Annotated in this window: 11 protein-coding genes; all 11 read right to left on the reverse strand. The window is 37.4% G+C overall.

All coding sequences use genetic code 11. The features are described 5' to 3' along the window. Positions 1-392, reverse strand: a 392-nt coding sequence (locus tag A3GS_RS11535; RefSeq protein ID WP_018364349.1) for a TMEM175 family protein, incomplete at its 3' end; no start/stop codon positions are given. Positions 393-719: 327 nt separating this feature from the next. After that, the gene (gene galE, locus A3GS_RS0105120) at positions 720-1,733 is read right to left on the reverse strand and encodes a UDP-glucose 4-epimerase GalE (RefSeq protein WP_018364350.1); all 1,014 of its coding nucleotides are present in this window, start codon (positions 1,731-1,733) and stop codon (positions 720-722) included. Positions 1,734-1,800: 67 nt separating this feature from the next. Then, a complete protein-coding gene (locus A3GS_RS0105125; protein WP_240430890.1) occupies positions 1,801-3,174 on the reverse strand; it encodes a DUF4832 domain-containing protein in 1,374 nt (457 codons plus the stop codon). Positions 3,175-3,179: 5 nt separating this feature from the next. Then, positions 3,180-3,845: a DUF4956 domain-containing protein gene (locus A3GS_RS0105130; RefSeq protein WP_018364352.1), complete on the reverse strand. Its 666-nt coding sequence runs from the start codon at positions 3,843-3,845 to the stop codon at positions 3,180-3,182. A gap of 26 nt (positions 3,846-3,871) precedes the next feature. After that, on the reverse strand, positions 3,872-4,600 hold the full coding sequence (locus A3GS_RS0105135; RefSeq protein WP_018364353.1) for a polyphosphate polymerase domain-containing protein: 729 nt from the start codon (positions 4,598-4,600) through the stop codon (positions 3,872-3,874). Continuing rightward, positions 4,590-6,356, reverse strand: coding sequence for a CotH kinase family protein (locus tag A3GS_RS0105140; RefSeq protein ID WP_018364354.1), 1,767 nt, complete (start codon positions 6,354-6,356; stop codon positions 4,590-4,592). Before A3GS_RS0105140 ends, A3GS_RS0105135 begins: the two co-directional genes overlap by 11 nt. Then, complete coding sequence (pelG, locus tag A3GS_RS0105145) at positions 6,343-7,833, reverse strand: exopolysaccharide Pel transporter PelG (protein ID WP_018364355.1); 1,491 nt, start codon at positions 7,831-7,833, stop codon at positions 6,343-6,345. The genes A3GS_RS0105140 and pelG overlap by 14 nt, the downstream gene beginning before the upstream one ends. Next, on the reverse strand, positions 7,834-9,237 hold the full coding sequence (pelF, locus tag A3GS_RS0105150; RefSeq protein ID WP_018364356.1) for a GT4 family glycosyltransferase PelF: 1,404 nt from the start codon (positions 9,235-9,237) through the stop codon (positions 7,834-7,836). A gap of 17 nt (positions 9,238-9,254) precedes the next feature. Then, a complete protein-coding gene (locus tag A3GS_RS0105155; protein WP_018364357.1) occupies positions 9,255-11,087 on the reverse strand; it encodes a DUF2194 domain-containing protein in 1,833 nt (610 codons plus the stop codon). Positions 11,088-11,101: 14 nt separating this feature from the next. Then, positions 11,102-11,875, reverse strand: coding sequence for a hypothetical protein (locus A3GS_RS0105160; RefSeq protein ID WP_156808876.1), 774 nt, complete (start codon positions 11,873-11,875; stop codon positions 11,102-11,104). Between the two features lie 150 nt (positions 11,876-12,025). After that, positions 12,026-14,092, reverse strand: a complete 2,067-nt coding sequence (locus tag A3GS_RS0105165; protein WP_018364359.1) for a DUF4118 domain-containing protein — start codon at positions 14,090-14,092, stop codon at positions 12,026-12,028. Positions 14,093-14,367 lie beyond the last annotated feature (275 nt).

Raw genomic sequence — 14,367 nt, forward strand, 5'->3', positions numbered from 1 at the left:
GACATCATGCGATTATGATTTTTAGAAATGGTTTGCGATCTTTTATTATCAGCTACTTTGGCTAATTCTGCATACATCCAAACGTTGGTAAAGGAAACCAACACGACAACAACACCATAGAGGGTTTNNGCAACAGNGCTATTGAAGTTNTCTGCTACAATGCTGGTCGTATAAGGAAAGAAAGATGCAAAAAAAAGCAAAAGCAGGGAGATCCAAACCAGCTTGTTATTGATTTTCTTCACATGGTCCCAAGCGCGGTGCATATTGACCCACATAGTGCCAATCCAGAAAAAAGATATCATATAGGCAAAAAAATTCATTCGCAAATCAAGGACAGCCGCCCAAGTCAAAACGACTGGCTTCTTTAACTCCAAAATTAAAGACGACTCCATAAACCACCTTTCTTCCGCATAAACTCAGCTATCTTGTCAAAATTGTTGACGGGCTTTCACAAATGTAATTCTGATGAACTATCTCATTTATTAGTTAGATTTTTCAGCAATCCAGATAGACTGTTGAAAGTGGTCAACTTAACTGCTTTGCCAGGGAGTTAGTTTTGTCCGTCGACAGCTAGATTAACCCTTTAATCAATTTCCCGAAGGTCTGGCTATAAGAACCTGTATTCACAGTTCAGCACTTCTATCTAAGGCTGTTTTTCCCCAGTCCTTCTCTCATAAGGAGTAAAAAAGAAGCTGAGTCAGGCTCAACTTCTGTATTTGTTACAACTGATAACCATTTGGGTTTTGGCTCTGCCATTTCCAAGAATCTCTAACCATATCTGTCAAAGTTTTTTGTGCTTCCCATCCAAGTTCTCGCTTAGCTTTGCTTGGGTCAGCGTAGCAAGTGGCAATGTCGCCAGCACGACGAGGCTTGATGACATAAGGAATGGTCACACCGTTAGCTTTTTCAAAAGCTTTGACAAGGTCGAGAACACTATAACCATGACCTGTACCAAGATTATAAACACGTGCTCCTTTATTAGCAAGATTGTTTTTGACGGCCTTAACATGACCCTTAGCTAGGTCAACCACATGAATGTAGTCACGAACACCAGTGCCATCATGGGTATCGTAGTCATCTCCAAAGACATTTAGTTCTTTTAATTTTCCAACAGCGACTTGGGTGATGTAAGGCATTAGATTATTAGGGATTCCATTGGGGGCCTCGCCAATCATGCCGCTTTCATGAGCACCAATGGGATTAAAGTAACGTAAATTGGTCACAGACCAATCCGGATTAGCGTGGGCAACATCGTTTAAAATTTGCTCCATCATGACCTTGGTATAGCCATAAGGATTAGTGGCTGAAGTTGGAAGATCTTCTGTCAAAGGAGAGACATTGGTCATACCATAAACTGTCGCACTGGAACTAAAGACGATATTCTTGACATCATTGCCCGTCATCACTTCTAAAAGGGTAATGGTGCCAGTGATGTTATTATGATAATAAACTAAGGGTTTCTCAACAGACTCCCCGACAGCTTTAAAGGCTGCAAAGTGAATAACTGCTTCAATCTTATTTTCTTTAAAAACCTTATCCAAGAAAGTTTTATCTAAAATTGATCCTTGGTAAAAAGGAATTTCCTTGCCTGTAATAGTGGCTAAACGCTTGAGAACCTCTGGGGAACTATTTGAAAAATCATCTACGATGATAACATCGTAACCAGCAGCTAAAAGCTCGACTACGGTATGGCTACCGATGTAGCCTGCTCCACCTGTAACTAAAATTGACATTTATTTACCTCCATAATAAGTATGTTTGTTAAGCTAACTTCTTTCTTTTATAGCCCTAGCCCTTTTCCTATCGTGACAATAAGGTCAGAATCTTATCTTCCTCATGTCCTTTGATGGCAAATCTTAGGGCAGGCTTATTGGTCATGGGATCAAGAACTGCAAGACTAATCTTCTGCCACTCTTGAAATTGCTTAGAGCTGAGCTTTAGACTTAGTTGCTTTGATATCCCCGGCTGAACCTGAGTCAAATCAAAATGTGTCTTGATGGCTTCTGTTTTTCCGTTGCTGGTAATATAAATCATCACTGGCCACTTCCAATAAAATGGAGCGACACCATCATTCTCCCAAGTGAGACTTAAATTTCTCTGATGATTGATTTGTACCTTAGAAAGCCACAAACGATAGCCCATATTTTTCAATAGCTTATCATAAGCTGATGAACTTACTGATTTGTCTGCAATTTTGGGTCCCAGAAAAGTTGTATGAGCCTGTCTCAGTAGTCGTTTGGTGGTCGCAAAATCAGCTACCATCAACTCATACATACTCTTGGCGCTGGTCAATTCACCACCACTTGGAGCCGTTTTCCAGTAAGTAGGCATGGCAGAAAGGGCAGCCTTTTCACCAGTTTGTTCGTAGTTGCCACCTTCTTTGATCCATTGAAACCAGGTATCCGTCTCATCCTCATCACCTGTGACATCATTGAAAAGTCCCATGCCTTGCTCAGCTGCTATCTTGAAGGGACGACGCATCAATAGTTTTGCTGTTGGAAAAGCCGTGCTCCAGGGACTGACATATCGATTTCTGATTGCCTCCTTAGGCATAGAGCCTGTGCTATTTGGTTCAAAACTAGTATGCCATTCTCCCCAATGCCCTAGCCCACCAAGTTCAATATAAGCAATAAAGCCATCCCGTCCCCAGCGTTGTCCCATAGCAGCAACCGCTTTTTGAAAAGCCGCCACTAAGATAGGATTCTTGTAATTGGGAGAGTAGCCCTTGCCATAATCATTCTTATAATGCCTGCCATCCTTCGTTTTATCATACAACCACTGCGGAATATCCAGGTGATCCTTGTTGGTCGGGTAATCACTGACAAAACGAAGGATCGCATGTTTACCTTCTGAGCGCCAGCGTTCAAACTGTTCTTCTTTTTCAATGTCCTGCCAGTTAAACTGCCCTTCTTTAGGCTCTAGCTCCGACCAATACAGATCAATATAGACTAACTCGATATCGTCTGAAACCACCTGATCTGATGCTTGCGGAGCAAAACCCATGAGGGGATTAGCAATCGTTTTTTCTGATTTACTGAAGGTCTTTTCCAAAATTATTTTTGATTGATTCATCTGATAGTATCCTAATAAACATGCGATAAGGCAGCAGACGATAACAGTAAGAGCAAAGATCATCTTATGGGGTGGCTTTTTCACTTGATTTTGTTTTGTCATTTGCTTTAACCATGGTATTCACCATTGTATTGAATCAAGGTGATGTCTTCAACACCTTCAACATCACGAATTTCATTTGAAAAGACTAAATCATCATCCTTGCAGAAGACTTCAACGGATAATTCTACCATATCCTTGCGTGCAGTCTTAGCTTTTAGGACATATTTCATCTTACCAAAGGCTTGAAAAATCTTTTCTTCTGTGGCATCGTCCTTATAATGAATAACAGCGATATAAACCTTACCTCTTTGTTGGTGATGGTAGAAAATGGTGAAGAGGATTGTCATCACAACTGCTGCCGCGATAGCTAGAAAATACATGCCTGCACCCACGGTAATCCCCGTCGTAATGGCCCAGAAAATATAGAGAAGATCCATCGGATCCTTGATAGCTGTCCGATAACGAACGATAGACAGGGCACCAACCATCCCAAGGGAAATAACGATATTGGTGCTAATAGCTAGGGTCACCATACAGGTTAGAATAGTCATTCCAACTAAGGTCAAAGCAAAACTACGTGAAAAAACAACTCCCATATAGAATTGACGATAAATCAAGTAAATGACATAACCCATGATAATAGAGATGCCCAAAGACAGCAAAACTTGCCACAAGCTATTGCCCTGATAAGAACTAATAAAGGAATTTTTAAAAATATCTTGAATACTCATTACATTTCTCTTTCATTTTCAGAAGTTTACTCACCATCGTACCAATAGCTAGTAAAACTGTGCTTATAATTCGACTTGTCATAACAAAGAACATACTTAGAGACTGCCGTATACTCTGTCGCATCTGTCGGAATGATTTCCTTGATGATATCAGGATAAAACTCTGTAAACTTGACTTCCATGACCAACTTGTCTGGTTCAATCACTTCAAGTGTCGACAGATTAGGATTGAAAATATCAAAACTGCCCACGGCTGCACGAACATTTTCATCAAATGTCACGCGCACCGTTCCTTCATCCATGACCCAGGGTTCTCGTTCATAATCTACAATTGTCCTAGGCCGCATGATATTAACCTTACATTCAACATAGAATTCTCTGCAAAGGGGATGGGGACTTTTCAACAAAAAATCATAATCTCCATCTAAAATTTGGTAGAATTCTTCCCGCGTCAAAGGGGCATCTTCCTTATAAATTTGTGCACCATATTTTCGTTTGCGTTCTAAACGGATAACATTGTCAGAAAAATTGTAAATACGAATACGGTACTTTTTCCGAACCAGAATACCTGCCTGCTTTTCCTCATAGGAGCTGTTCCAATAATCATCAAAATAAAGACTGCGAATGGTGTAATTTTGATTTTGAACATGCTTATCTAAGGTCATGATTTCTCTCAATCTCTGGCGAATAAGGGACTGATCTTTCTTTGAAATCAAATATTTCTGCTCATGTCGAAATTTTTCTTTACTCTTCATAGGTATCCTCTTTCACTGAACCATCGTTATCAACATAGAAAGATTTAACACCAGAGTATTTTTCATTTTCGCCAACATAGTAATCAAAGGCTGTCTGCATTTTACCAGCGGAATTTTTAGCTGTTACGCGGATGAAGTATTGCCCTGCTCCTAGTTTATCCATTTCAGTGGAAGTTAACTTAATATTAGCTTTTTTGAAAATGGTTGAGGTGAACTTATAGTCTTTGGATACTTCCACTGTGTAAGTAATATCTTGAGCTTTGAAGTCAAAGGCACTGTCCCAATTGAGTTTCAATTTTGAACCGTTTAGTTTTGGAGTGCCAATAAAGAATGGCATCGGTTTAGTCAGGCTTTCTTTGTATGATTGGTAATTTTCTTCAACTTCCTTGGGCAAGGCTGCAAGAATTTGCTGATATTGAGTCATAGAAACACCTAGACGTGTACTGTCTGGCACTTCTGTGATGTAAGGTTCCACTACCTTGGCATATTCTAGTGAAAGGCTGCTAATTTTTTTATTGGTCAATACATTGCTGCGTAAATCTAAGATAGCCTCATCCAGAGCCTTACGGAATTTTTTAGATTGTAAAGCTCGTCTGAAGAGCATATTCCCCCAATAGTTGCTGATTCCTGTTTCCCAACTAGCGTCACCATTGTGACCTTCTATTTGATACTCTGTTTTGAAAAGCATGCCATCATTATCCCAAGGAATAATGTACCAACGTTTTGAGTTTAAAGGACTGTATAAGAATATGTTACGGTTTTGAGTATCATGATTGCCAATTAAGATCTGAAAAGCCATCCAATAAGACAAATTTTCCATATCTAAATTTTTATCAAGCACTTTATCAAAATCAAGCGATGTATTATTGACGGCCTTAATTAATTTCAAAAGCTTAGTATGGTCAGTTGATCCCTTAATTTCGATCTTGGTTTCAAATTTCTTTTGATCATATTTCGGATCGGTAGCTAACTTGATATCATCATCTGGATAAAATTCAAAAAAGTTAATTTTATATAATTGCCCACTACTGTCTAAATTATGATTTTTCATGCCTTGCTTATTAAGCTGTTCCACCTGAGTATACAGTCCATAATCAACAAATTCATTAGGCTTGTCACCAGTTGTATCTTTGACATAAAGATGAACAAACTGGGTTTGCAGACTTAATAATTGAGGAATGTCCTGTAAGAGCGTGTAAGCCATCATATTACGGAAACGAAGGCTATCTGTCTGGTGCTTGTTGAGATTGATTGTCTTTTGACCATACCAACTTCCTTTGCTATCCTTAATCTTTATCTTATAGTTCTTTTGTGGATTTCGGCTGGAGGTCTGACCTCTAACTTGAACAGATGCATTTGGCGTTGTTTGACCATAGCCCAATTCACCAGCTTTTGGTCCTTTCTCATCACCAACTTGTAATAGTCCAGCCACCTTGTAACGGTCTACACCCATTTTGTCATAATCATAAACGGATAAACCATTAACCTCTGACCAAGAATGATTGGTATTATCTGAATCATTACCGCGACTGACAGTAAGATACATAGTCCCTACTTTATCACGGTTATAGGTCTTATAATTAGCTGAGTTATCTCTCAAATGATAGGAGTCACTGGACTTTGTCACTGTGGCCTCCTTATTTTTACTAGCCTTGCTTCCGCTACTATTTTTTAAGAGTGGAGCAAATAAAATAATGAGAACAAGGGATAAGAGTAGCAAGAAAGCAACTTGCATGAGTGTCCTATTCTTTTTCATAAGTAATTCCTTTTTTAAAGATTGCAATTGTCTTCACGGTTAACCATTTATATAAATAATGAAAAAAACCACCTTCTTCTTTCTTCTGAATCAAAGGTTGACGACTGAGGACCTGATAGAAGAGATTGCTTGTAATATTTTCCAAATCATACCATGAGAGTAGAAAGTAAATAACGGATCCTAATAGGAAACCAAAGCCATAAAAAAGACTATTAGCAAAGATTAAACCAAAGCTAAACAAAGTTACTGTTAGCGCAAAAACAATACTTGTTCGATAGGCTTTATCTACATTACCAAAGTAGGTCGTTGTTAAGGTGACAACATTAGCAAGAGCATAGATGGCATAGGCAACGCATAAAACGCGGAAATAACCACGCATCGTATCATTGAAGCCTAGTGGCAAATAACTTAAAATGGCTAGTCCAAATGAAATAGCAATTAAGGTTGTTAACAATTGTTTCCACCCTACGCTTTTTAGGTGCCTCCTCAAACTGGCTAGCATTTCATTTTCTGCATCTCTTAATTCCTGTAAACTGCCGCCACGGTTGAATAATTGATAAAAGTTATAAGATACCTTAGAAAAATCAACTTCTAAAACCACGATAAAATTAATAGTCGTTGTCAGCATTGTTAGCGAAGCAATAAAAACTGATAAATCGTAGTAAGGCGCAATATGAAAAATACCTTTAACTTGCTGACCAATAGGTGAAAACCAGACAGCAACCACATGAGATAATAGTCCGATTTGTGTACAACCACCAATAACAGCCAGTTTTTTATACTTGTCAAAGTAAGTTAGGAAATGGAATAATTCTTTAGCCACAATTTTCTGAGGAAACTGCCTATATAAAACCAGACTCACCTGGACAATAAAACTAGCATATCCTAAAACAATAGCCCATAAAAGTGCAATTACAACAGGAAACTTCAAAATCAGAAAAAAGGCACCAATTAGAAAAGTCACCAGAATAGTCCACATAAAGGCCTTAAAAATACCCATGTAGTCCTTGGTAACTGTCAAAAAATTAATGGCATTCCAAGTCATAATCAACTCACAGAAAAGGATCCAGGCCAATATACCATAAATAAATCCAACTCCAGAAAAAATAAGGAAGATTGCATATAGAAAGCCCCCACAGCTCACTAAGAAGAATTGACTTCCCCAATAAGTCGCTAAGAAGCCCTTAAGTTTCTTAGTGTACAGTTTGTCAGACAAGTAACGTGAAATAACCAGAGATGAAAAGCCATTAACCAAAAGGGAAGCCAGCAAAGCATAGGTAATCAGAGCAACTAATAAATTACGATCAGCTAGGTTAATTTTTGAAAAGGAAGCTAAAAGATAAACAGAGAAGAGAACAATTTCCCCCAATATGAGTGGTCCTGCTGCCGTCACTGCAGCATAGGTGTAGGCTCTGGGTCTAGAGGTCAAGTTCTTTTCTTTTAAAATCTCATTGATTGAGAAACCAATTCCCGCCAATTAAACCACCTCCTCATACAAATCACGATATTGTTGAATCATTGTTTCATATAAATAATAAGTTTCAGCGCGTTTTTGAGCAGTCTTACCAAGTTTTAGGCGTAATTCTCTTGAACTGCACATCTTTTCCATAGCCTGAGTTAAGCCCAAGCGATAAGTCGGAGGCACGCAGTAGCCTGCAATTCCTAGCTGGTCGTCTGGACCACCTTCTAACAATTCACGACAACAACCAACTTCTGTTGTAACACAAGGACGTCTAGCAGCCATTGACTCGATAACTGACAAGGGCTGCGCTTCCGATATACTGGTTAATATTGTAAAGTCTAACTTTTCCATATAACGTACCACATCAACCTGACCAGCAAAAATAACATTTTTTATATTTAACTGTTTTACTAGCTGATGACATTCCTTGTTGTATTTTTTATCATCAACTGCCCCCAAGATATGCAGACGGACTTTGTCGTATTTCTGAGATAACTCATAAAAAACATAGAGCATGGTCTTTATGTCTTTGATTGGAGCAATACGGACAACTGCTCCTATATCAACCCAGCCATCATCCTCTTTTAGAGGAATAGCTGAAAAACGGTCATAGTGAATACCGTTTGAAATAACACGGCATTTATCAATATCACAGCCAACTTCTTGTTGAATAAATTTAGCTGCTGTATAAAGACTAGTCACACGATTAGCCTTACGATAGATTAAATCAGATAACATGTAGAAAAATTGGATCCACTGGTGTTTCATACTCGGTAAAACCCAATTAGCCCGTAAAATTTCTTCTTCTCGTTCGCGCGTATAGATACCGTGCTCAGTTAGCAAGAGAGGTTTTTGATATTGATAACTTCCCAATGACGCCAGCAGACCAGCATATCCCGTTGCAATGGAATGATAAACATCAGCCTCTGGCATCTCTTGATTTAATAAATAAAGCACTGTTAAAAGCATGGAACGCGTTGTATGAAACAAATCCGAGAAAGATTGTTGATTATGATTTTCGTCAACAATTTCCATTAAAAGCGTTAAAAAAAGTTCACTCTGCAAAAAATCAACTGGATTAAGTTGTTTACGGTTGAATAACTCAAAGAGCAAATCCCAATTAGGCCTTTGGCAGGCTATCATTTCTTTCAGGGCAGCTTTCTCTGAGTCAGTTACCTTAGACAAATTAATTTTTCCTGTCCCTTGGACAGTTAAAGCATCATCCAAAAAAAATTCTTTAATTTCTGTCACATTGTCAGCTAATTCATATTTAAACTTTCCCTTTTGTTTAGCATTAGCACCAATCGTTACCAGGACAAATTCATGTTCAGACATCTCATTGATATAATTGTGCATCCAGGATGACACACCACCATGAACATAAGGATAGCAGCCTTCCAAGATTAAACAAATTCTCACTTCTTCTTCCTTTCCAATTACTCTGATTTATTTCGCTGAATAACAACACGTTTCTTTTGGGCATGGAGTAAATAAAGATTGTCGGCTAACTTCTCTAGGCTACCTCCAGTTACTGTCCCAATCGTACCATCATTAACCCGAACCATCAGATAAACTTCATCAACAAAATGACCCAGATCAAGAGTGATTTTATCAGTTGTTACTGATTTAGATACTGTCACATTTGAGAAGCGTTCTATGGCTCCTCCCATTTGCGATTCAGTCAAATTTCTGATGGACGGTGCCGTTGTATAAAGCCACTTAAATTGTGCAGAAAGATTGCTATACATTTTTTTCCAGCCAAGCTTTGCGCCACGATCAACGTCTAAGGGATCGTCTGGGTGGACAAAGTGGTGACTAAGATAATGCATGTTGAGTTCGGATAGCATTGTGATTTTCATATAATCATCAATTAGTGTTCCAGAACTAATGCGTGGTGCCTCAATCATTCCGTCCTCAGCCACTTCAAATTCTTGACTGTAGACATAATGACCTGAGAAATAGTTACTTGCAATGACTTTGATTTCTGGATAATCTTTTTTCAGAATCTGACGAGCTTGTTCAGATAAAATATTGGATGGCGGTACATAGACCGATTTCTGGGCGTCTGGAAAAAGCTCTCCTGTAAAACGAATTAACTCATTCAGAGAATTTTTAATGGCCTTCTCATTGGCCCATGTTTTATAATCAAACTCATCACCATAGTCGGTATCTGGTAGAACTAGCGGTTGGTGATTATAGCCATGATAACCGATTTCTCCACCACTTTTCAGCAAGGTCTTGCCAAAGTATGAAAAACGTGACTGGTCTTCCTGAGCTGGAACAGTACCATTTGTTTGGTTCTCATAATTTTCAATGACTACACCAGTGTACTTAATACCATATTTATTTGCTAACTTCATCATATCTGGCCACCAGACCATTGAATAAAAATCTGCAGTCTTCATATTGTAATCACGCTGAATATAAGTCCCATCCCCATTTGGAACTGGAGAGGGAAAATCATCCAATGTGAATGAAGAAGCATTGATAACAGGATAAACTCCCACATCATCTAAAAGAGAATAGGTTGCCGCGTAGAAGCCACGATAAGCCTTGTCATAAATACCAAAGTTGTCAACCGCAACCCTTCCTTGACCATAGTCGTAAGACCAGACAAGAGGGACTTTGTTCTCATCATCTGTTGTCATATAAACTTTAGCATTATCGTCTAAGCTAACTTGCCAAGCAGATTCAAAAGCTTCATCAATTTTAAAACTTTGACCTCCTCCAAGCATAAAGTCCTTACTTGGTAAAATCGTTTTCACCATCGCATAATCGGATGACGTTATCATAATCCCCATTTGACGAGAGATAATAGAAGAAACAGAATCACTCCCCAGAGTCATACCAAACATGACATTACCTCCAGCTTGCACCCAGTCCATCAAACTAAGAGCCTTCTCCCCCATAGATTCTAAACTTGGAGTCAATACGACTACCGTCCGATAGGCAGTGTAATCTGGAATAGCTGTTGTCGCTATATCAATATAGTCACTTCCAACTTTCATATCTTTGAAAATCTGTTTAAAATTATCAATTGCCTGTGCAGACGTTATGTTAGAACTATCGTAGATGACCAAATTGGTCTTAGGAAGACTATCAGCAACTTCTTGACTGGTCTTGACCTGTGACTTTTTGAGGTAATATGAATTATTTTGCTTTGAGTTATAACGAACACCACCACGCTCAAAAAAAAGTCCTAATGATAATACAAGTAAAAATCCAAAGACAAGTAATAAACTGGTAAATGTAAATGTCTTTTTTTTCAATGACTACTTCTCCCTTAATAAACTCCTGCTTGCCAGAAAGCGATCTTTTCTCGATTAGCTTTTGAAAAATAAACCCTACTCTTTTTTAAATCACTGAAAAACTGTTGAAGTTCTGTAGCAGATTTCTTGGCAATAATCCATTCCAAACGAACCATTAAAGTGGCTTCTTCATCTGGGAATTGTTCTCCCATCACATCAATAAGCTGTGATAACTTGTCTAACTTATTAGTTTCCAGATAAAGCATGGCTAACCGCTGGTAGTCTTCAATGTCCTTAATCTGATTTTTTCCAATCAAATTCTGCATAATGGTCATATAGCGTGATTTTAAAACATCAGATAGATGGCCTTCTAACAAATCGCTCATTAAATAATCATATAGAAAATCTAGATAAGCTTTTTGAAAATTAAGATTATTTGGGTTTTCTGAAACCTTCATTTCCAACTCATCTAACTGTGTCTCATATTTGGTCGAGAGTTCGGACAAAATGGTAGTCGCATAGTGAACCACCTCTACATCATCATTAAGCCTTGCTTCCTTTAGTAGTGGAACAAATCGATCTGGATTGACAAGAACAGCATCAATAATCAGTTCACGACGAATAGCTTTATTATTAAGGAGTAGCGCTTCTTGTAACGGAACAACATTTTGCAGTTGAAGGACTTGCTTCTTTTGACTGATTTTTTTGTGCTTAGCTTCTTCGATCCAGTCAAAATGCTCTGTTGCAATTTCCTCTTTTCCTACATGATTCTTACCGTGAGTAACGTACAAGAAAGTTAACGGTCCCACAATTGGAAAAAATATTAAGAAAAATGACAATAAGTATGATAATGGACTCCTCTTAATAGGATGAAAAAATAGGATTACTCCTGCTACTATAATATGAATAATAAAAAATAATATCATTAACAAAACGAGGAATCCCCTATCTTTACATAATTATGAAACATTTTTCTTGATTTCCAAACTAGCCAATAAGTCACTGAGGTCACTCACAGATTTAATTTTGACTGGCAAATTAGCCAATAAGTTTTCCAAAGAAACTTTATGCGTTTCAGAGACAAAAATATTCAAGAGATATAGCTTGCCATCAATTAAACTAAGACTATCTAACTGACTAATATGTTGCAGCAGATAGGTCACAATAGAAGTAAAGTCATAATCAGCACTAATTTCAATTTCTGCTAGCTGATAATGCAAATCTCCTGATGCTTCTTGACTGAGTAGCTCCAATTTTTTCTGAAAATCAGAGATATTATAGACTTGCTGCCCTGCAACTGTCGCATGATTCTGCTGTAATAAGCAATAACGGTAGAGCAACTGAAAAATATCTGTTAAAACAAGAAATAGATTTTGATGGTATAAGTCCAGCTTATTATTTGCAACTTGATCAACCACCAGGTAGAGTTGAGTATTTTGACCAGTCAATGAAGCTACAAACATAGGATAGCCTTTTTCCAACCGGTGATTAATCCATGTTTTCGTTTGACTCAAATCTGTCATAACGCTTGTCAAGTGCTGAATATTTTGAAGTGACTCTACTTTTTTGGTTGACTTGGATAATTCCAATTTAAACTGTCCGGCATCATTTCTAGAATAAAGATAAATAGCATCTGTTGCAAAGAGCTCTGATGTCATTTGCACCATACGCGCCAAAAAGATGTCCAAGTAAGGCGTGTCTAATTTCTTCATATAAAAATTAATCTGCCCATAGCTATCTGTACGCCCAATCAGTTGATAAGTTAACTCTGACTGTTTCTCTAGTAAATCGTCAATAAACTGGTGTTCATCAGATAATTTTTGAGCCAATAACTTATTTTGCTCAACCAAATTATACTGACTATCCTTGCCTTGATCCTTGACAATACCACTCACAGCCCCTGCAATAAACATAGCAATGTAGGCAATCCAATTTGAAGGCTCAAAGAAAATCGCAGAAAAACTAATGTTGCTGACTGTCATTGTATTATAAACTAAACTTAAAGATGACAGAAAGGCAGCTAAGAGACCGAATTTTGCACCAAGAAGAAGGCCTGATACCACCACGAATAACAGGCGATAATCAATCATATTGAAGTAAACTTGCTGACCAAGAACATGAGTCAAAACTTCACTAACAGCAAAAAAGACAAGAACAATGAGAAACTTACTCCAAATCGTATCTGCTCTAAAGACTGAAACCAGTCGATGCCACTCCTTAATTTGTTCAGACCCTTTTTTAGATGACATTTCTAACGAGCTAATATCCTCAAGTGGCGAAATTTTTGGAAACCAGCGATAAGTTTTACTAAGAAGTTTATCGCTGTGATTTAATTCAATAATTGCCGCATCATCTGTAAATAATTTTTCCTGACTTTCCTTGGACATTTCCAAGCTTTCTGCTATCTGATGATAGCTAACAGAAAACTCATCTGGAATTGAGTAAATTGTACCTGAATCTTCTATTTTCCAGTTATCAACCATTCGATAGAGAAGTGCCAATAAGTCACCTTGATAAATCAGAAAAGCCTTTTGATCCCAATTTACTGTATTGTTTTCACTATCTAATAAATAACAAATAGTGTTTGCATCATATAAAAATAATGAACGAAGAATTTTCATTGTTAAACCGTAAGAGTCTCTATATGACAAGCATAGCTGTTCAGCTGCTGCTGCCAACAAACCTTTATTACTAACATGACTAAAGTTAAGGTACGGTCCTTCAACGTAAATAAAGTGACACTTCTTGTTTTTTAGGACATCAAGTACAGCCTCTAATTGTTGAAACTCCTCTTTTCCATCCAACTCTGGCGTCAAAAATTCCGAAAAATAAATAACAAAGTCAGCTTGATAAGTATCAATTAGTAGGTTAAGATCTGTTGATTCTGTCAGCGTGATACTTTTAATTTGTCTACTTCTTCTCTTTTTTATTTCTTTTCTTAATACAATAATTTCCTCATCAGGAAAAGCCTTTATCATAGCATTTTCTGAAATTTTATTGACATTCCCCATTAACAGAACAGTCATAATATCTCCATAATTTTTATTTTTTAATTAAAAAGTATTTTCTTTAAAATTTTATCATATTTATTATTTGAATTATGAAATAGTTGTTAATTTTTATTATTTTAATATTTTAAACTTTAAATTTTTGTTACATTTTAGCTATGTTTTATAATTTTCTGTTAATTGTTATTTATTGTTTATAATAAAAAAGAGAACCAGCGCAATAGCTGGTTACTCCTTACTACGATAAAAAATCTAGTGATATTACTCAAGGCCTTTCAACAACCATATAGCTC

Origin of the sequence: Streptococcus caballi DSM 19004 (genome assembly GCF_000379985.1) — a bacterium.
GTDB classification, from domain to species: Bacteria; Bacillota; Bacilli; order Lactobacillales; family Streptococcaceae; genus Streptococcus; species Streptococcus caballi.

Bases quoted from the DNA above. Each gene is read 5' to 3' on its own strand.
- A3GS_RS0105165 (WP_018364359.1), bottom strand. From the start codon at position 14,092: ATGACTGTTCTGTTAATGGGGAATGTCAATAAAATTTCAGAAAATGCT.
- A3GS_RS0105140 (WP_018364354.1), bottom strand. From the start codon at position 6,356: ATGAAAAAGAATAGGACACTCATGCAAGTTGCTTTCTTGCTACTCTTA.
- galE (WP_018364350.1), bottom strand. From the start codon at position 1,733: ATGTCAATTTTAGTTACAGGTGGAGCAGGCTACATCGGTAGCCATACC.
- A3GS_RS0105125 (WP_240430890.1), bottom strand. From the start codon at position 3,174: ATGACAAAACAAAATCAAGTGAAAAAGCCACCCCATAAGATGATCTTT.
- A3GS_RS0105130 (WP_018364352.1), bottom strand. From the start codon at position 3,845: ATGAGTATTCAAGATATTTTTAAAAATTCCTTTATTAGTTCTTATCAG.
- A3GS_RS0105135 (WP_018364353.1), bottom strand. From the start codon at position 4,600: ATGAAGAGTAAAGAAAAATTTCGACATGAGCAGAAATATTTGATTTCA.